This window comes from Streptomyces parvulus, assembly GCF_014648855.1.
Lineage (GTDB): Bacteria > Actinomycetota > Actinomycetes > Streptomycetales > Streptomycetaceae > Streptomyces > Streptomyces parvulus.
The window spans coordinates 205,780-224,506 of the sequence record NZ_BMRX01000016.1 but is presented as its reverse complement, the minus strand read 5'-3'; the positions used below and the strand labels follow the sequence as shown (position 1 = coordinate 224,506).

Below are 18,727 nucleotides of genomic sequence, written 5' to 3'. Positions count from 1 at the left end.
TGGGACGCGCCGCCGTCGACCTCCTCTGCGCCCAGATCCAAGGCACCGAAGTCCCGCACAGGGAGCTGCTCTTCGAACCGGAACTGGTCGTTCGGGGCTCCACCGCGCAGGTGGCGGACCGGTAGCGGATCCTCAACTTCTTCGGTCGACTGTCAAACAATTACGAAATCAGCGCGAGATATTGCGTTCACTTGTTCGCGGTGGTTGAGTGTGCGGCGCCCCACAACGCATCGGCGGTGGGGCGCCTTCCACGTTCATGCCCGAAGGGGACCACCCATGAGAAGTGCTCGGTTCCGCCGTACTCGCCGTGCCGGCGCCATCACGCTCGTCTCCGCTCTCACCCTGACCGCTCTGGCCGCCTGCGGCACGAGCAGCAGCGACGACGGCGGCGGTTCCGAAGGCGGCAGCGGGTCCTCCGACCCGGCTGCTCCGCTGGACCCGAAGACGAAGGTCACGCTCACCATCGACTGCATGCCCCCGGCGGCGAAGGCGGCCGAGCTGAAGGAGTGGAAGGAGGACGTCAAGGCGTTCAACAAGATCTACCCGAACGTCACCATCGAGGGCCGTTCCACTCCGGGCCAGTGCCTGGAGCCGCCGCGCTTCACGGCGATGCTCAAGGCCAAGTCGCAGCCCGACATCTTCTACACGTACTTCACGGACCTGCCGCAGGTGCTCGACAACGCCGGCGCCGAGGACATCACGGCGTACGTCAACGACAAGACGGTCCCGGCCCTGAAGGACATCGACCCGAACGTCCTCGGCTCGCTGAAGCACGAGGAGAAGCTGTACGGCCTGCCCACCAGCAACTACACCATGGGCCTGCTGATCAACCGCAAGCTCTTCGAGCAGGCCGGCCTCGACCCGGACGCCCCGCCGCGCACCTGGGACGAGGTCCGCACGGCCGCGAAGAAGATCGCCGGTCTCGGCGACGGCATCGCCGGCTTCGGCGAGTACAGCGCGGGCAACACCGGCGGCTGGCACTTCACGGCGCAGATGTACAGCCGGGGCGCCGCGGTCGTCGACGAGAGCGGCAAGAAGGCCGCGTTCAACAACGAGACGGGCAAGCAGGTCGCCGAGAACCTCCACGCCATGCGCTGGGAGGACGACAGCATGGGCAAGACCCAGCTGCTCAAGTGGGGTGACCTGCAGAAGCAGATCGCCACCGACAAGCTCGGCATGTTCCTCGCCGCGCCCGACGACATCACCTACATGGTCCAGCAACTCGGCGCGGACTACGAGAACTTCGGCATGGGCCCGATCCCGGGCGAGAAGAACACGCTGGCCGGCGGCAACAGCTACATGATCAAGAAGGGGATCTCCGCGGACAAGGTCAAGGCGGCCGTCGCCTGGCTGAACTTCGAGAACCTGACCGTCGGCAAGGGGCAGTTCGACTGGGCCCGCAAGAAGGCCGACAAGCTTCCCGTGGGTCTCCCGCAGCCCAACTTCTGGCTGAACGCGTCGAAGCAGAAGGACGACGCGGCGCGCGTCGAGCACGCCACCATGCCGGTCGAGAACTTCAAGGCGTTCATGGACAACCCGGTGCCGGGCATGGCCGAGCCGCCGAAGGCGCAGGAGGTCTACAAGGTCCTGGACGACGTGATGTCCGGCCTCCTGACCAACAAGGACGCCGACATCGACAAGCTGCTCTCCAACGCGGAGAAGCAGGTCGACCAGGTCCTGGCCACGCAGTGACCGGCTCCCTCGGGGGGCGGGCCGCACCGCCCCCCGGGGCCCATGAGATCAGCCCCAAGGAGCGACGATGTCGGCCCCCAGCCTGACCCCGAGCAAGGTGGCGAGAGCCCGCCACGCCCAGCCGCCGGCGGACGGCCCGCCCCCGCGCGCCGGGTCCTTCGGCAGGAGCCTCAGGCGCAACCTCACCGCGCACGGCTTCCTGATCGGAGCGGTCCTCTGCTTCGCGTTCTTCTCCTGGTACCCGATGGTCCGGGAGTTCCTCCTCGCCTTCCAGAAGACGGACCAGGGCGAGGTCTCCTGGGTCGGCCTGGACAACCTGCGCACGGTCTTCGAGGACCCGGCCTTCTGGCAGGCCTGGCGCAACACGCTGCTGTTCACCGTGCTGGCCCTGGTCCTCGGTTTCGCGGTCCCGTTCGTCGTCGCCCTCGTCATCAACGAGCTGCGGCACGGCAAGGGGTACCTGCGGCTGCTGGTCTACCTGCCGGTGATGCTGCCGCCGGTCGCCGCCGTCCTGCTCTTCAAGTACCTCTACGACCCGGGGTACGGACTGCTCAACGAACTGCTCGGCTCCGTCGGACTGCCCGAGCAGCAGTGGCTCCAGGACCCCGACCTCTCCATGCTGTCCGTGGTCATCGCCTCGACGTGGATGAACATGGGCGGCGCGGCCCTCATCTACCTCGCGGCGCTCCAGGGCATTCCGGGGGAGCTGTACGAGGCGGCGGAGCTGGACGGGGCCGGACTGCTGCGCAAGGTCTGGCACGTGACGATCCCGCAGACGCGGCTCATCCTCTCGCTGATGCTGCTCATGCAGATCATCGCCACCATGCAGGTCTTCGTGGAGCCCTTCCTGCTCACCGGCGGCGCCGGGCCCGAGGGCTCGACCACCACCGTCGTCTACCTCATCTACCAGTACGCCTTCAACTTCAACAACTACGGCGCCGCGGCGGCCCTCGGCCTGCTGCTCCTCGTACTGCTGGCCGGGTTCTCGGCGGCGTACGTGAAGCTCAACCGCGCCGAGGACGAGTAGGCCGGGGGAATCCACCGATGTCCACACGCACGCTCATCTCGCCGGCCCAGCTCGCCCGGCCCCGCGGCAAGGTCCTGTACTGGGTGACGTTCGGCGGTGTGATCACGCTGTTCACCGTGGTCTTCCTCGGCCCCATGTACTGGATGGTCTCCAGCGGGTTCAAGGACACCCAGGAGGTGGTGCGGACCCCGCCGACGCTGCTCCCCGAGTCCTTCGAGCCGGACAACTACTCGCAGGCCTGGAACGTCATGGACCTGGCCGGCCTGCTGGGCAACACCCTCTACTACGCGTTCGGCGCGCTCGCCTTCCAGCTGGTGCTCGACGTGGCGGCGGCGTACTCGCTGTCCAAGCTCCGGCCGGTCTTCGGCAAGGCGATCCTCGGCATGATGCTGGCGACGCTGATGATCCCGGCGACCGTGCTCGTCGTGCCGCAGTACCTGACGGTGCTCGACGTGCCGATCTTCGAACGCAACCTGCTGAACACGCCCTGGGCGATCTGGCTGCCCTCGGTGACCAACGCGTTCAACATCTTCCTGCTGAAGCGGTTCTTCGACTCGATCCCCCGGGAGCTGCTCGACGCCGCCTCGATGGACGGCGCGTCCCCGATGCGCACCCTGCGGTCGATCGTCCTGCCGATCTCGCGGCCGATCCTCGGCGTGGTGTCCATCTTCGCGATCGTGGGCGTCTGGAAGGACTTCCTCTGGCCCATGCTCACCCTGCCCGACCCGGCCAGGCAGACCCTGAACGTCGGCATCTACTCCCTGTCCAACGGCGTGCCCGTCAACGTGCTGATCGCCGCGCTGACCATGGCCTCGCTGCCGACGCTCATCATCTTCCTGATCTTCCAGCGCAACATCATGAGCGGACTCACCGCCGGCGGACTCAAGGGCTGACGCCCACCGCCGGGCCCGTCCCCGTCAAGCTTCGCCGCCGGCCCGTCCGACGCCCCGCACTGTCCGGGCCGGCGGCGAAGACCCACCCTGCCCGAAAGGACCGTCACGTGGCAGCCCCCACCTCGCAGCGCACCGAAGACTGGTGGCGCGACGCCGTCATCTACCAGGTGTATCCCCGCAGTTTCGCCGACGGCGACGGCGACGGCACCGGTGACCTCGCGGGCGTCCGGGCGCGACTGCCCTACCTCGCCGAACTCGGCGTGGACGCCGTGTGGTTCACGCCCTGGTACGTCTCCCCGCTGGTCGACGGCGGCTACGACGTCGCCGACTACCGCACCATCGACCCGGCCTTCGGCACCCTCGGCGAGGCCGAGAAGCTCATCGCCGAGGCGCGGGAGATGGGCATCCGCACCATCGTGGACATCGTGCCCAACCACGTCTCCGACCAGCACGCCTGGTTCCGGGCGGCGCTGGAGGCCGGCCCCGGCAGCGCGGAGCGGGAGCGCTTCCACTTCCGGCCCGGCCGCGGCGCGGACGGCGAACTCCCGCCCAACGACTGGCCGTCCCAGTTCTCCGGCCGCACCTGGACCCGGGTGCCGGACGGCGAGTGGTACCTGCACCTGTTCACACCGGAGCAGCCCGACCTCAACTGGGCCCACCCCGAGGTGCGCCGGGAGCACGAGGAGATCCTGCGGTTCTGGTTCGAGCGCGGGGTGGCGGGTGTCCGCATCGACTCGGCCGCGCTGCTCGCGAAGGACCCCGCGCTGGCGGACTTCGTGGAGGGCGTCGACCCGCACCCGTACATCGACCAGGACGAGCTGCACGACATCTACCGCTCGTGGCGCGCGGTCGCCGACGAGTACGGGGGTGTCTTCGTGGGCGAGGTGTGGCTGCCGGACGCCGAGCGCTTCGCCCGCTACCTGCGGCCCGACGAGCTGCACACGGCCTTCAACTTCAACTTCCTGTCCTGCCCCTGGGACGCGGGGCGGCTGCGCCGCACCATCGACGACACCCTGGCCGAGCACGCTCCCGTCGGCGCCCCCGCCACCTGGGTGCTGTGCAACCACGACGTGACCCGCACGGTGACCCGGTACGGCCGTGAGGACACCGGCTTCGACTTCGCGACGAAGGCGTTCGGGACGCCGTCCGACCCGGCCCTCGGCCTCCGGCGCGCCCGCGCCGCGGCCCTGCTCACGCTGGCCCTGCCGGGCTCGGTCTACGTGTACCAGGGCGAGGAGCTGGGCCTGCCCGAGGCGGACGTCCCGCGCGCGAGCATCCAGGACCCGATGCACTTCCGCTCCGGGGGCACCGACCCGGGCCGGGACGGCTGCCGGGTGCCGCTGCCCTGGTCGGCGGACGCCCCGTACTGCGGCTTCGGCTCCGAGACCGAGCCCTGGCTGCCGCAGCCCGAGGGCTGGGCCCGGTACGCGGCGGACCGGCAGGCGGCGGACCCGGGTTCGATGCTGTCGCTCTACCGCGAGGCGCTGCGGCTGCGGCGCACCGCCGAGGGGTTCGGTGACGGTCCGCTGGACTGGCTGCCCGCCCCCGACGTGGTTCTCGCCTTCCGGCGGCCGGGCGGGCTCGTGTGCGTGGTGAACCTGGGGGCCGGGCCGGCGGAGCTGCCCGCGCACCGCTCGCTCCTGCTCGCCAGCGGGCCGCTGGACGGTGACGGGCGGCTGCCGGCCGACACGGCGGTGTGGCTGCGCGGCTGAGCCGTCCCCGACCGGTGCCCCGTCCGGCGCTCCCCCGCCGGCCGGGGCCTCGCCGTCGCCGAGTCTCCCGGGGAGAGGGAGAATCGGGAGAGGAGCCCGTGGGAGGAGGCGACGCGTGCGGGAACGACCGTGGCTGCGCGGAGCGGACCGGCCTCCCGGGGCACTCGGCGGTGGGCGCCGCGCGTTGAAGGGCGCCGTACGGCCGGTGACCGAGGCGGTGCGTGCCCGGCGCAGGCTGGCCTGGCTGAACGAGGCGGGCACCCGCATCGGCACCACCCTCGACCTGCGGCGCACGGCCGAGGAGCTGGCCGGTTTCACGGTGCCGGAGCTGGCCGACGGGTGCGCGGTGGACCTGCTGGAGTCGGTGCTCCGCCATCAGGAGGCCGGCCACGACGGCTCCGGCACGGACCCGCCAGGGCTGCGGGCCATGGCGGTCGCCGAGGTGCCGGGGCTCGATCTGGCCCCCGACCCGGTCGGCGACCCGTCCCTGCACGCGCCCGACGGTCTCGTGCGCAGGTGCCTGACCGACCGCGCGCCCGTGCTGCTCACGGAGATGCGGGGGTCCGACTTCACGGCCGTGGCGCTCACCCCCGCGGGCGCCGACCGGATGCGGGCCGCGGGCGTGCACTCGTACCTGGCGGTGCCGCTGATCGCCCGCGGGGTGCTCCTGGGGCTGGCCGACTTCGTGCGGACCGGCAGCCGGTCGCCGTTCACCCGGGCCGACGTGGCCCTGGTGCGGGAACTGGTGACGCGGGTGGCCGTGTACATCGACAACGCCCGGCTCTACGGCCGGGAGCGCGAGCACGTGGTGACCCTGCAGCGGGCCCTGCTCCCCCGGTCCAGCCCGAGCACCCCGGGCCTGGACGTGACCTCCTGCTACGACCCGGCGACGGATCCGGCCGCGGTGGGCGGCGACTGGTTCGACGTGGTCGCGCTGCCCAGCGGGCGCACCGCGCTGATGGTGGGGGACGTGATGGGCCGCGGCCTGGCCGCCGCCGCGACCATGGGCCGGCTGCGCACCGTCGCCCGGACCCTGATGGCGCTGGACATCGCGCCCGAGCGGCTGCTGGCGCGGCTGGACCTGGCCGCCCGGGACCTGGAGGAGGACCAGGTCGCCACCTGCCTGTGCGCGGTCTACGACCCGTGCGGCGGCACCTTCCGGGTCGCCAGTGCGGGGCACCCCCCGCCGCTGCTGACCGGGGCGGACGGCGGCGCCGTGTACCTGGACGTGCCGGCCGGGGCGCCGCTGGGGGCGGGGGTGATCCCGTACGACCCGGTCGAGCGGCCGGTGCCGGAGGGCGGTCGGCTGACGCTGTACACGGACGGGCTGATCAGATCGCGCACGGCGGCCCTCGCCGACCAGCTGGAGCGGCTGCGCGAGGCGGTCGCCGACGGTCTGCCCGAGGACGGCACCGACCGCGCGGCGGTGGCCGAGCGGATCGGCGGCGACCGGTCCGACGACGCGATCGTCCTGGTCGCTCGCGCGCGCCCGCTCGGCCCCTCGTGCGGCGTGTACGTACGGCGGCTGCCGCCGGACGGCACGGCCGCCGGGCAGGCTCGTACGGCGGTGCGGGAGCAGTTGGTCCGGTGGGCGCTGGAGGAGCTGGTCGACACGACGGAGCTGGTGGTCAGCGAGCTGGTCGGCAACGCCCTGCGGTACGGGAACGCCCCGGGCGAGCTGCGGCTGCTGCGGCACGAGCGGCTGTCGGTGGAGGTCTCCGACTCGGGACCGGACCTGCCGCAGATCCAGCACGCCGACGTGAGCGACGAGAGCGGGCGGGGTCTCCAGCTGATCAACATGCTGTGCCGGCGCTGGGGTTCGTGCCGCACCCCGGACGGCAAGGTGGTCTGGGCGGAACAGGATCTGCCGTCGCGGGCCGGGGTGGCCGGCCCGCAGCGGCCCTAGGCCGCCTTGTCCACCGTCCGGCGGCCGAAGCGGGCGTGGTGCAGCTGGGCGTAGCGGCCCCCGGCGGCCAGGAGTTCGTCGTGGGTGCCGCTCTCCGCGATGCGGCCGGCCTCGACCACGAGGATCCGGTCGGCGGTGCGGACGGTGGACAGGCGGTGGGCGATCACCAGGGCGGTCCGGTCCGCCAGGGCCTCGGTGAGGGCCTCCTGGACGGCCGCCTCCGAGGTGTTGTCGAGGTGGGCGGTGGCCTCGTCGAGGATCACGACGCGCTGGCGGGCCAGCAGCAGCCGCGCGATGGTCATGCGCTGGCGTTCGCCGCCGGAGAGCCGGTAGCCGCGCTCGCCGACCACGGTGTCGAGACCGTCGGGCAGGGACCGTACGAGGTCGTGCAGGCGGGCGCGGCGCAGCGCGTCCCACAGGTCGTCCTCGCTCGCCCCCGGGCGGGCCAGCAGCAGGTTGGCGCGGACCGTGTCGTGGAAGAGGTGGCCGTCCTGGGTGACCATGCCGACGGTGTCGCGCAGCGACCGCGCGGTCAGGTCGCGGACGTCGACGCCGCCGACGCGCACGGTGCCGCCGTCGGTGTCGTAGAGCCGGGGCAGCAGTTGGGCGATGGTCGACTTGCCGGCGCCGGAGGAGCCGACGAGGGCGATCGTCTGCCCGGGTTCGGCGCGGAAGGAGAGGCCGTGCAGGACCTCGTCGCCGCCGCGGGTGTCCAGCGAGGCGACCTCTTCGAGGGAGGCGAGGGAGACCTTGTCGGCGGCCGGGTAGCCGAAGCGGACGTCGTCGAACTCGACGGCGACCGGACCGTCGGGGACCGGGCGGGCGTCGGGCCGCTCGGCGATGAGCGGGGTCAGGTCGAGCACCTCGAAGACCCGCTCGAAGCTGACGAGGGCGCTCATGACCTCCACGCGGGCTCCGGCGAGCGCGGTGAGCGGGGCGTAGAGGCGGGTGAGGAGCAGGGCCAGGGCGACGACGGCGCCGGGGTCGAGGCTGCCGCGCAGGGCGAGGAAGCCGCCGAGGCCGTAGACGAGGGCCAGGGCGAGCGCGGAGACGAGGGTGAGGGCGGTGATGAAGGCGGCCTGGGCGGTGGCGGTGCGCACGCCGATGTCGGCGACGCGGCGGGCCCGGTCGGCGAATTCGGCGGACTCGTCCTCGGGGCGGCCGAAGAGCTTGATCAGCGTGGCGCCGGGCGCGGAGAACCGCTCGGTCATCCGGGTGCCCATCGCGGCGTTGAGCGCGGCGGCCTCGCGCTGCATGCGGGCCATGCGGCGGCCCATCCGCCGGGCGGGGAGCACGAACACCGGGAGCAGCGCCAGGGCGAGCAGGGTGATCTGCCAGGACAGGGTGAGCATCACGGCGAGGGTGAGCAGCAGGGTGACGAGGTTGCTGACCACGCCGGACAGGGTGTTGCTGAAGGCACGTTGGGCGCCGATGACGTCGTTGTTGAGCCGGGAGACCAGCGCGCCCGTACGGGTACGTGTGAAGAACGCGACCGGCATGCGCTGCACATGATCGAACACGGCCGTGCGCAGATCGAGGATGAGCCCCTCCCCCAGTGTCGCCGAGAGCCGGCGGGAGAGGATGCCGAGCACCGCCTCGGCGACCGCGATGGCCGCGATCAGCAGGGCGAGGTGCACGACCCGGCTCTCGTCGCCGCCGGACACGATCGCGTCCACGACGCGTCCGGCGAGGACGGGGGTGGCGACGGCGAGGAGCGCGGTTACCACCCCGAGCAGGACGAACCGCACGATGCGCCGGCGGTGCGGGCGGGCGAAGGCGCCGATGCGGCGCAGCGTGGCGCGGGCGAGGGGGCGGCGCTCCTGCTCGGCGTTCATGACGCTGTGCAGCTGGGTCCAGGCTGTGGTCTCCATGCTCATGCGGAGGACGGTAGAACCTCGAGCAACCTTGAGGTCAAGGCGGCGGCGCCCGCGGTCCGTAAGCCGTCGTCCGCGCGTCGGCCATCCGTAGTTGGCGCGGCTGGGGGAATCTCTTGTGATGTGACGACAGCGGTACGACTCCCGAGACTTCCCCAGCGGCCGCTCCTGCGCCGGCTTCCGGTCCGCCGGATCCTGTGCGTGCTTCCGCTGCTGCTGGTCACCGTGGTGGCGGTGCGGCACCGGTCCGTGCTCGCCGAGGGCTTCGGCCATCTCGCCACGGCCCGCTGGCCCTGGCTGCTGGCGGCGGCCGGCGCGACCTGTCTGACGTGGGTGGCCGCCGCCTGCACCCGCCAGGGCGCGGTGGTGGAGCGGCTGCCCCGACGGCGGCTGGTCGCCGCGCAGTTCGCGGCGGGCGCGGCCAACCACCTGCTGCCCACGGGGCTCGGCGCGAGCGCGGTGAACCTGCGGTTCATGGCGGTGTGCGGGCTGCCGCTGGCCCGGTCCTCGGCGGCTCTCGCGCTGTACCTGCTGGCGGAGAGCGTGGGCCGGCTGGCGCTGCTGGCCGCGCTGTTCGTCGCGTTCCCCGACGCGCTGCGGCTCGGCACGCTGCTGCCCGAGGGGGCGGTGGGGCCGCTGCTGGTGGCCGCGGCCGCGGTGCCGGTCGTGGCGGCGGTGGTGCTGGTGCTGGCGCCGCGGCTGCGCGGGGCGCTGGTGTCGTTCCTGCGGACGGCGCTCGGTGAGGCCCGGTCCGTGCACCGCCTGCCGGCGCGGGCCCTGGCGCTGTGGGGCGGCGCGCTCGCGTTCCCGGCCCTGCAGGCGTCCGCGCTGGTCCTGGTGGGCCTGTCGCTGGGGCTGCCGGTGCCGGTGGGGCACATGGCGGTGGCGTACCTGGCGGCGACCGTGGCGGTGGCCCTGGTGCCGACACCGGGGGGCATCGGTTCGGTCGAGGCGGCGCTGGTCGTGGCGCTGGTGGCGGCGGGCGGTCCCGGGGCGGTGGCCACGGCGGTGGTGCTGGCGTTCCGGCTCCTGACGGTGTGGCTGCCGCTGCTGCCGGGCGCGTTGACGCTGGCCGCGCTGGTGCGGATGCGGGTGATCTGAGGGCCGCCGGGCTGCCGGGCGGCCGTTGAGCGTCGTCAGGCGACGGTGACCCGTACCGGTCCGCCGTCCGGGTCGACCCGGTGCGTCCAGCGCGCGGTCAGCGTCAGCGGGCGGTGCGGGACGGCGGTGGTGAGCGGGAGCCGTGCTCGGTGCAGCGGTCGGCCGTCCTGGGTGACGTACAGGACGGGGCGGTTGAGCGGGATCGCCGTGCGCAGGAGGTACGGGAGGCGGTCGGCGGGGGTGACGCGGTTGGGGGTGACGCGGAGCAGCGGCGGTCCGGCGACGAGGGGGACGGCGGCGGGCGGTCCGTCGCTCGCGCCGGACTCCAGCCGGTCGCGTACGACGGTCGCGGCGTGGGCGCCCTCGCGGGCCGCGACGGCCGCGCTCTCGACGGCGTGCAGGAGGCTGCCGGCCGCGAAGACGCCGGGGCGGGTGGTCCGCAGGGCGCCGTCCACGGCGGGGCCCCGGGTGCCGGGGTCGAGGGCGAGCGCGCCGCGCCGGGCGAGTTCGTGCTCGGGGACGAAGTCGCCGGTGAACACGACGGTGTCGCAGCGCAGGACGGTGGTGCGGCCGTCGCGGTGGCGGACGCGCACGCCGGAGAGGCGCCCGTGGCCGAGGAGTTCGGCGACGGTGGTGCCGGTGAGGACCGGGGTGCCGTGCCGGAGCCGGGTGTCGAGCGTGCGCGCGGGGCGGGGCAGCTCGGTGACCAGCGCCACGACCTCCGCTCCGGCGGCCCGGAGGGTGTCGGCGGCGGCGTGCGCGACGGCCTCCGCGCCGACGACGACGGCGCGGTCGCCGACGTGCTGCCCGTGCCGGTGGACGGCACGCTGGAGTTCGCCGGTGGTGTAGACGCCCGCGGGACGGGTGCCGGGCACCAGGCGGGCGGCGCGGGGGCGTTCGCGGGCTCCGGTGGCGAGCAGGACGGCCCGCGCGGTGATCGTCTCGGCTCCCCCGGGCCCCACGGTGGCGAGGGCGCGGGGGCCGGCCCAGTCGAGGGCGGTGACACCGGTGCGCAGGTCCGCCCCCGCGCGGAGCGCCGCGTCGGCGAGCAGGCGGGCGTAGGCCGGTCCGGTCCGTGCGCGCGGCCAACTGCCGTAGCCGCGGTGCGCGCAGTGGAGCGGCGCTCCCCCGGGCCACGGATCGCGCTCCAGGACCTCGACGCGGGCACCGGTCGTCGCGAGCCCGGCGGCGGCCACGAGTCCGGCGGGGCCGGCCCCCACCACCAGGACGTCGACCTCGCGCGTCACGGGCGCCCCTCCTCGAAGAGTTCCCGCACCGCGGCCCCGCAGTGGAAGCCCTGGCAGCGGCCCGCGCGGGCGCGGGTGCGGCGGCGCAGTCCGTCGAGGCCGCGGGGCGGGATCGGGCCGGCGAGGGCGTCGCGGATCTCGCCGCGGGAGACGCGCTCGCAGTGGCAGACGAGGACGCCGTACTCCGGGTCGGCGGCGACCAGTTCGGGCCGCTCGTGGGGGCGCGGGTCGGCCTCGCCGAGCGAGGGCATGCGCACGGGGTCCGGCGGGCGTTCGGGACCGAGGTCGAGTCCGGTGCCGGCGAGCAGACCGGTGACGTGGTCGGCGATGGCGAGGGAGGCGGTGAGGCCGGTGGAGCGGATGCCCCCGGCGGTGACGGAGCCCAGGGCGGGGTCGGCGGTGATCCGGTAGTCGTCGTGCTCGGTGGCGGCGCGCAGGCCGGCGTAGACGGCGGTGACCTCCTCGTCCAGCAGCGCGGGGAGGATGCGGCGGCCCTGTTCGCGCAGCCGGCGCAGTCCCTCGGCGGTGGACTCGGTGGCGCCCTTGTCGTCGAGGTCCTCGGCGGTGGGGCCGAGCAGGACGTTGCCGTGCACGGTGGGGGCGACCAGCACGCCCTTGCCGAGCGCGGTGGGGACCGGCAGCAGGATGTGCCGGACGAGGGCGCGGGCGAAGCTGTCGTGGACGATGAGCTGGCCCCGGCGCGGGGTGACGGTGAAGTCGTGGTGGCCGAGGGCCCGGTCGAGGGTGTCGGCGTGCAGTCCCGCGGCGTTGACGAGCCGGCGGGCGCGCAGGGGGCCGCGCGGGGTGGTCAGGTGGTGGACGCCGTCGCGGTGGCCGGCGTGCTCGACGGGCGTTTCGAGGTGCAGGTGGACACCGGCCCGGACCGCCTGGGTGGCGTAGGCCAGGGTCGTCGTCCACGGGCAGATGACGCTCTCGCCGGGCACGTGCAGGGCGCCCAGCGCGCCGGGGCCGAGGTGGGGTTCGCGGGCGTAGAGGTCGGCGGGGCCGAGCAGGCGGGTGTCGTGGCAGTCGTTGCGGGCGGCCTTCTCGGCGAGCCGGGGCAGGGCGGCGAGCTGTTCCTCGTCCCAGGCGACGAGGAGCGCGCCCACCGGCTCGACGGGGATGCCGGACTCCGCGGCGTACGCGGCGAGCAGGCGGGAGCCGTCCCGTACCAGCCGGGCCTCCAGGGAGCCGGGTACGGCGTCGAAGCCGGTGTGCAGGATGGCGGTGTTGGCCTTGGAGGTGCCCTGTCCCACGTCGTCCCCCGCCTCCACGAGGGCGACGCGAAGGGCCGGGTGGTGTGCGAGGCGCCGCGCGATCGCGCACCCCACCACTCCGGCGCCGACGATCACCACGTCGTAGGTGTCCTCGGGCAGGGGGCCGGACGCGGTGACGGTGGTCATGCGGGGCTCCGTCCGGGGCGGACGGCGCCCTTGCGGGGCCGGCGTCCGCGGCACGGGCCGGCCGGGTGCTCGGGCGCCGGGAGGGTGCGCCCGGCGTGAGCGGCGCGCCCACCGCCCTGGTGCGGACGGGCCGCCGCGACGCGCCCCCCGCCGGCAGCGCCGCGGTCGAAGCCCCCGTCGCTCGACCGCCACCGACGGCGGCCTCCGCCCCTCACGCCCGGCCCCCGGCCAGCAGGGCGTCGACCGCCCCGCGGAAGCGGGCGCGGCGGGAGTGGGCCTCGTCGGTGCCGACGCGGGGCTCGTAGACGGTGGTCGGGCCGGTGCGGGGAAGGGCGTCGGCGACGGTCAGGGACGGGTCCGCGCCGAGGCGGGCCAGCGCGGCCGCGCCGAGGGCGGTGGCGTCCGGCAGGGCGGACACCTCGACGGGGAGTTGCAGCAGGTCGGCCTGGGTCTGCATGAGGAGGGAGGAGCGGGTCAGGCCCCCGTCGACGCGCAGCGCGGTCAGCGGGGTGCCGAGGTCGGCGGCCGCCGCGTCGGCGAGTTCGGCGACCTGGGCGGCGATCCCCTCGCACAGGGCGCGCACCAGGTGGCCGGGGGTGGTGTCCAGGCCGAGTCCGGTAAGCGAGCCGCGCAGGTCGCCGCGCCACCAGGGGGCGGCGAGGCCGGCCAGGGCGGGGACGAAGGTGACGCCGCCGGCGTCGGGCACCGTGGCGCCGACGGGGTCGAGGTCGGCGGCGCCGGTGACGACTCCGAGGCCGGTGAGCCAGCGCACGGCGGAGGCGGCCGTGTAGACCTGCCCGTCCAGGCAGTAGTCGGTGCGCCCGCCGAGCCGCCAGGCGACGCAGCCGGCCAGCCCCGAGGCGCCCCGCGTCGGGGTGGTGCCGGTGTGGGCGAGGAGGAACGCGCCGGTGCCGTAGGTGCACTTGGCGGTGCCGGGTTCGGTGACGCGCTGGGCGAGCAGGGCCGCCTGCTGGTCCACCGCCAGTCCGGTGAGCGGGAGTTCGGGTCCGAAGGCGCTCGTCGTGCCGACCGGGGCGGCGTTGTCGACGACGTCCGGAAACGGCTCCCCGGACAGTCCGTACAGCTCCAGGGCGCGGGGCGACCAGTCGGTGCGGTCGAGGTCGAGGAGCTGGGTGCGGGAGGCGGTGGCGGCGTCGGTGACGTGGGCTCCGGTGAGCCGGTGGACCAGCCAGCTGTCGGAGGTGGTGATCCGGCCGTCGCGGGTGAGGTGGCGTCGGATCCAGGCCATTTTCGGCGCGGCGAAGTACGGGTCGAGCGGGAGTCCGGTCAGCTCGCGCAACTCGTCGGCCCTGGGTGAGAGTTCGGTGCAGATCGGCTCGGCCCGGCGGTCCTGCCAGACCAGCGCGCGGGTGAGCGGCCGGCCGGTCCGGGGGTCCCAGGCGAGGACCGTCTCGCCCTGGTTGGCCAGGCCCAGCGCGGTGACGGGCTCGCCGGCCTCGGCGAGTGCCTGCCGTCCGGCGTCGAGCACCGAGCCGTACAGCTCCTCCGGGTCGGCCTCGACCCGGCCGCCCGGCAGCGGGCGGGGTCCGACCTCGGCGAAGCCGGTGCCGAGGACGCCGCGTTCGGGGCAGACCACCAGGGCCTTGGTGCCGGACGTGCCCTGGTCGACGGCGAGCACCGCACCGCTCATCCGCGTCCCTTCCCGGCTCCGCCGCCGACGGTCCCGGCGATCACTGCGGGCCAGCCTGCCGCCGGGCGCGGACGTCGTCAAGAGCCCTTGGCCGAGGGCCGGTTCGCCCTGCTGGGAGAGGATTTGCACGGCTGTACCGAAAGTGAACAGAGGCGGAACCTCCGCCTCTATAGTGTCCGCCGACCGCACCACCACCGCACCGCCGCCCAGGGGAGGGCTGTTTGTCACGCCACGCCGCCGCTCCGTCCGCACCGCAGCAGGCGGCGGGCGTCTGATGGCCAGGGAGGGGGCACCGCCCGCCTACGATCCGGCCGGCCACGACTCCGGGCTGCGGTCCGCCCTCCAGGAGCTGCGGGCCGGGCGCTGGATGTCGATGCGGGCGCTGCTGGAGCAGACGACGTCCTGGCCGCGGTGGACGCAGCGGACCCAGGTGCTGGCCGCCTCGGCCGCGGGCACCGACGTGGTGCGGGCCTGGCTCGCGGAGGAACCCGGCAGCGTGCCGGCCGCGGTGATGCACGCCCGGGTCGTCGTCGAGCGCGCGCTGCGGGCGCACCGCGAGGGCCACGCGCGCACGGGTGAACTCTGGCTCCAGGCCTGGCACGCCTGCGACGCGGCGGCCCGTTCGGCGCCGTACGACCCGGTGCCGTGGGTGTGCCTGCTGGCGCTGGCCCGGCTGGACGAGGGGCAGCGCTGGGACGAGCACCGGATGGCGCCGCCGGAACCGATGCTGCCGCCGGGGCCCTGGGGACTGCTCGCCCAGGCCGGCAAGCGGGACCCGCACAACCGCGAGGCCCATCACCGCATGCTCCAGTTCCTGTATCCGCGGGGCGGCTCCGAACGGCTGGCGCAGGCCGCCGGGTTCGCGCAGTGGGCGGCGGGCTCGGCGCCGCCCGGTTCGGCGCTGCACGTGCTTCCGCTGTACGTGCGGGTGGAGCGCTACCGGCGTTCGGCCTCCCGGGAGGCCGCGCTGGACCTGCACTGGGTGGCGGAGGACGCCACCCGCGAGGCGCGCCAGGCGTACGACTCCTGGTTCGCCCTCACCCCCCACGAGGAGCGTTCCCCGCTGGACATGAACCACCTGGCGCACGCCCTGTGGGGCGCCCTGCGGTTCTCCGAGGCGGACCGGGTGTTCGAGGCGCTCGGCCCGTACTGGACACCGCAGCCCTGGGCCTGCCGTACCCCGGGGACCGGGTCCTCCCAGCGGGCGGTGGAGGTCTTCCTCCAGGCCCGGACGCGCAGCCGCTCGGCCGCCCAGGGCGGTGGCCGGCGCCCCTGACCCCCCACACCCTTCCGTTCCGGAGGTCTCGTATGTCCCGCCCCACTGATCCGTCCGTCCCGGGGCCGCGCGCCGGGTCCGGTGCCGCCACCGACGAGGAGCAGCGGCTGCGCGAACTCGGCTACCGGCCGGTGCTGGCCCGCCGGATGGGCGGCTTCGGCAACTTCGCGATCAGCTTCTCGGTGATCTCGATCCTGTCCGGCTGCATGACCCTGTACGGCTTCGGCATGGGCACCGGCGGCCCCGCCGTGATGCTGTGGGGCTGGGCGGGCGTCGGCCTGTTCGTGCTCTGCGTCGGCATGGCGCTGGCCGAGGTCACCAGCGCCTATCCGACGTCCGGCGCGCTGTACTACATGGCCGACCGGCTCGGCGGCCGCCGCTGGGGCTGGTACACGGGCTGGCTGAACCTGCTGGGGCTGCTGGGCGCGATCGCCGGGATCGACTACGGGGCGGCGCTGTTCACCGGCGCGTTCCTGAACCTCCAGTGGGGCTTCGAGCCGACGCCGGAGAAGACGATGCTGATCTTCGTCGTGATCCTGCTGCTGCACGCCACCCTCAACCTCTTCGGCGTGCGGCTGGTCAGCGTCCTCAACTCGGTCAGCGTGTGGTGGCACCTGGCCGGTGTGGCGCTGATCGTCGGCGCGCTGGTGATCGTGCCCGACCACCACCAGTCGCCGTCCTTCGTCTTCACCGAGTTCGTCAACGACACCGGCTGGGAGAACCCGCTGTACGTGGCGGCGATCGGTCTGCTCCTCGCGCAGTACACCTTCTCCGGCTACGACGCCTCGGCACACCTGTCCGAGGAGACCTCGAACGCGTCGGTGTCGGCGGCGCGCGGCATCGTGCGGGCCATCTGGGTGTCGTGGCTGGCGGGCTTCGTGCTGCTGGCGGGGCTGACCTTCGCCATCCAGGACTACGCGGCCACGCGGGACACGGCGACCGGGGTGCCGCCGGCGCAGATCCTGCTGGACGGCCTGGGCACGGACGGCGCGAGCGCGCTGCTGCTCGTGGTGATCGTGGCGCAGCTGTTCTGCGGCAACGCGGAGGTGGCCGCCGCCAGCCGCATGGTGTTCGCCTTCAGCCGGGACGGCGCGCTGCCGGGCTCGGCCCTGTGGCGCAAGGTCTCCGCGCGCACCCAGACGCCGGTGGCCGCGGTGTGGCTGTCGGTGGTGGTGGCCGGGCTGCTCGCGGTGCCGTCCCTGTACTCGGCGACGGCGTACGGCGCGGTGACCGCGATCAACGTCATCGGCATCACCCCGGCGTACGCCATCCCGGTGCTGCTGCGGCTGCGGGCGGGCGACCGGTTCACGCCGGGGCCGTGGCACCTGGGCCGGTGGAGCAGGCCGGTCGGTTGGGTCGCGGTGGTGTGGGTGGCGTTCGTCACCGTGCTGTTCTGCCTCCCGCAGTCGTCGCCGGTGACGGTCGACACGATGAACTACGCCGCCGTCGCGCTGGTCGTCGTACTGGTTCTGGCCACGGTGTGGTGGTTCGTGGCCCGGCGTTCGTACGGCACTCCGACGGCCGCGGCGTACGGCGACGACCGTGAGCAGGAGGAACTCGCCGAGGGGATCGTCTGAAACCCCTCCCCGCGCTCCCGTGCGCGGTACGGGGCACCGCCCGGGATACGGCAGGATGAGCCCTCGCGCCGGTCGAACTGCCTTGCGGACCGGCGCGGGCGCACATCCGGTGATCCAGCAGGCAGCGAGCAGGTGACGACGTGACGAGAGTTCAGATACGGCCGTCGGCGGGGAACTTCGCCACGCCCCGCCCCCGCGGAGGTGGCCGGTGACCGACGACCTGACCATGGACCACGTGGTGCCCGCGGGCATCGCGCTGGGCGCGGGCCTGCTGGGGGCCTTCCTGCTGCGGATGCTGCTGCGCTGGCTGGCCGGCCACGCGGGGCGCACCCGGTGGGGCGGCGACGACGTCATCGTGGCCGCGCTGCGCACGATGGCACCGTGGGCGGCGCTGTCGGCCGGCACGGCCGGTGCGGCGGCGGCGCTGCCGCTGACGCGGACGGTGCAGCACAACGTCAACCAGGTGCTGACGGTGCTGCTGATCTTCGTGGCGACGGTGACGGCGGCCCGGGTGATCGCCGGTCTGGTGCGGTCGGTGACGACGTCGCGCTCCGGGGTCGCCGGGTCGGCGACGATCTTCGTGAACATCACCCGGATCCTGGTGCTGGCCATCGGCTTCCTGGTGATGCTGCAGACCCTGGGCATCTCCATCGCGCCGCTGCTCACCGCCCTGGGCGTGGGTGGTCTGGCGGTCGCGCTGGCCCTGCAGGACACGCTGGCGAACCTCTTCGCGGGCATCCACATCCTCGCCTCGAAGACCGTGCAGCCGGGCGACTACATCCAGCTCAGCAGCGGCGAGGAGGGCTACGTCGAGGACATCAACTGGCGCCAGACCACCATCCGCGACCTGTCCAACAACCTGGTCGTGATCCCGAACGGCAAGCTCGCGCAGTCCAACATGACGAACTTCATGCGGCCCGAGCAGCAGCTGACCATCCTGGTCCAGGTCGGCGTCTCCTACGACAGTGACCTGGAGCACGTGGAGCGGGTGACGATCGACGTGGTCTCCGAGGTGATGACCGAGATCACCGGCGCCGTGCCCGAGCACGAGCCGGCGGTGCGGTTCCACACGTTCGGGGACTCGCGGATCGGCATGACCGTGATCCTCGGGGTGGGCGAGTTCAGCGACCAGTACCGGATCAAGCACGAGTTCATCAAGCGCCTGCACCGGCGCTACCGCACGGAGGGCATCCGGATCCCGTCGCCCGCCCGGACGGTCGCGCTCCAGCAGGGGGCCGTGGTGTTCCCGCAGCAGCGCACCGGACCGGCCGACGAGGCCCTGCACGCCGGATTCGTCCCGAATCTCCCGCCGAACCCCAGTCGAGTCGACGCCGAGCACGAGATATCTTGATGTCGAGCAATGTTGCA

General features: G+C 73.8%; 13 protein-coding genes. 9 read left to right on the top strand and 4 right to left on the bottom strand.

Annotated features, from left to right (window positions below; genetic code table 11):
* The first annotated feature begins 276 nt into the window (after positions 1-276).
* The 5 genes from IE108_RS29220 (at position 277) to IE108_RS29200 (ending at position 7,230) form a co-directional block, all read left to right on the top strand.
* Positions 277-1,692 (top strand): extracellular solute-binding protein, encoded by a 1,416-nt coding sequence (locus IE108_RS29220; RefSeq protein ID WP_064730924.1) that lies wholly within the window; start codon positions 277-279, stop codon positions 1,690-1,692.
* Positions 1,693-1,759: 67 nt separating this feature from the next.
* Complete coding sequence (locus IE108_RS29215; protein WP_064730923.1) at positions 1,760-2,719, top strand: carbohydrate ABC transporter permease; 960 nt, start codon at positions 1,760-1,762, stop codon at positions 2,717-2,719.
* A gap of 17 nt (positions 2,720-2,736) precedes the next feature.
* The gene (locus IE108_RS29210) at positions 2,737-3,612 is read left to right on the top strand and encodes a carbohydrate ABC transporter permease (RefSeq protein WP_064730922.1); all 876 of its coding nucleotides are present in this window, start codon (positions 2,737-2,739) and stop codon (positions 3,610-3,612) included.
* Between the two features lie 107 nt (positions 3,613-3,719).
* On the top strand, positions 3,720-5,324 hold the full coding sequence (locus IE108_RS29205) for a glycoside hydrolase family 13 protein (RefSeq protein ID WP_064730921.1): 1,605 nt from the start codon (positions 3,720-3,722) through the stop codon (positions 5,322-5,324).
* Between the two features lie 115 nt (positions 5,325-5,439).
* Entirely contained in the window at positions 5,440-7,230 is a 1,791-nt protein-coding gene (locus IE108_RS29200; RefSeq protein ID WP_079163747.1) for an ATP-binding SpoIIE family protein phosphatase, read from the top strand.
* On the opposite strand, the gene IE108_RS29195 is transcribed toward IE108_RS29200, so the two are convergent.
* Complete coding sequence (locus tag IE108_RS29195) at positions 7,227-9,101, bottom strand: ABC transporter ATP-binding protein (protein WP_107420515.1); 1,875 nt, start codon at positions 9,099-9,101, stop codon at positions 7,227-7,229. The two genes, IE108_RS29200 and IE108_RS29195, sit on opposite strands and share 4 nt — an antisense overlap.
* Positions 9,102-9,305: 204 nt before the next feature.
* Between IE108_RS29195 and IE108_RS29190 the strand changes: the two genes are divergently transcribed.
* Positions 9,306-10,205 carry a lysylphosphatidylglycerol synthase transmembrane domain-containing protein gene (locus IE108_RS29190; RefSeq protein ID WP_079163746.1) on the top strand — a complete coding sequence of 300 codons (900 nt, stop codon included), beginning with the start codon at positions 9,306-9,308 and terminating at the stop codon, positions 10,203-10,205.
* Positions 10,206-10,240: 35 nt separating this feature from the next.
* Here the strand turns inward: IE108_RS29190 and IE108_RS29185 are convergent, their stop codons facing one another.
* The 3 genes from IE108_RS29185 to IE108_RS29175 form a co-directional block, all read right to left on the bottom strand.
* Positions 10,241-11,452 (bottom strand): NAD(P)/FAD-dependent oxidoreductase, encoded by a 1,212-nt coding sequence (locus IE108_RS29185; RefSeq protein WP_064730919.1) that lies wholly within the window; start codon positions 11,450-11,452, stop codon positions 10,241-10,243.
* Positions 11,449-12,855, bottom strand: coding sequence for an FAD-dependent oxidoreductase (locus IE108_RS29180; protein WP_064730918.1), 1,407 nt, complete (start codon positions 12,853-12,855; stop codon positions 11,449-11,451). Before IE108_RS29180 ends, IE108_RS29185 begins: the two co-directional genes overlap by 4 nt.
* Positions 12,856-13,066: 211 nt before the next feature.
* Positions 13,067-14,506, bottom strand: coding sequence for an FGGY family carbohydrate kinase (locus IE108_RS29175; RefSeq protein WP_064730917.1), 1,440 nt, complete (start codon positions 14,504-14,506; stop codon positions 13,067-13,069).
* A 274-nt stretch (positions 14,507-14,780) separates the two neighbouring features.
* Between IE108_RS29175 and IE108_RS29170 the strand changes: the two genes are divergently transcribed.
* The 3 genes from IE108_RS29170 (at position 14,781) to IE108_RS29160 (ending at position 18,710) form a co-directional block, all read left to right on the top strand.
* Complete coding sequence (locus IE108_RS29170) at positions 14,781-15,782, top strand: hypothetical protein (protein ID WP_064730916.1); 1,002 nt, start codon at positions 14,781-14,783, stop codon at positions 15,780-15,782.
* A 32-nt stretch (positions 15,783-15,814) separates the two neighbouring features.
* The gene (locus IE108_RS29165; RefSeq protein WP_064730915.1) at positions 15,815-17,359 is read left to right on the top strand and encodes an amino acid permease; all 1,545 of its coding nucleotides are present in this window, start codon (positions 15,815-15,817) and stop codon (positions 17,357-17,359) included.
* 208 nt (positions 17,360-17,567) lie between these two features.
* Entirely contained in the window at positions 17,568-18,710 is a 1,143-nt protein-coding gene (locus tag IE108_RS29160) for a mechanosensitive ion channel family protein (RefSeq protein ID WP_079163745.1), read from the top strand.
* Positions 18,711-18,727: the final 17 nt, after the last annotated feature.

Coding starts and splice junctions, on each gene's coding strand:
- IE108_RS29195 (WP_107420515.1), bottom strand. CDS start 9,101: ATGGAGACCACAGCCTGGACCCAGCTGCACAGCGTCATGAACGCCGAG.
- IE108_RS29220 (WP_064730924.1), top strand. CDS start 277: ATGAGAAGTGCTCGGTTCCGCCGTACTCGCCGTGCCGGCGCCATCACG.
- IE108_RS29165 (WP_064730915.1), top strand. CDS start 15,815: ATGTCCCGCCCCACTGATCCGTCCGTCCCGGGGCCGCGCGCCGGGTCC.
- IE108_RS29180 (WP_064730918.1), bottom strand. CDS start 12,855: ATGACCACCGTCACCGCGTCCGGCCCCCTGCCCGAGGACACCTACGAC.
- IE108_RS29210 (WP_064730922.1), top strand. CDS start 2,737: ATGTCCACACGCACGCTCATCTCGCCGGCCCAGCTCGCCCGGCCCCGC.
- IE108_RS29170 (WP_064730916.1), top strand. CDS start 14,781: ATGGCCAGGGAGGGGGCACCGCCCGCCTACGATCCGGCCGGCCACGAC.
- IE108_RS29175 (WP_064730917.1), bottom strand. CDS start 14,506: ATGAGCGGTGCGGTGCTCGCCGTCGACCAGGGCACGTCCGGCACCAAG.
- IE108_RS29215 (WP_064730923.1), top strand. CDS start 1,760: ATGTCGGCCCCCAGCCTGACCCCGAGCAAGGTGGCGAGAGCCCGCCAC.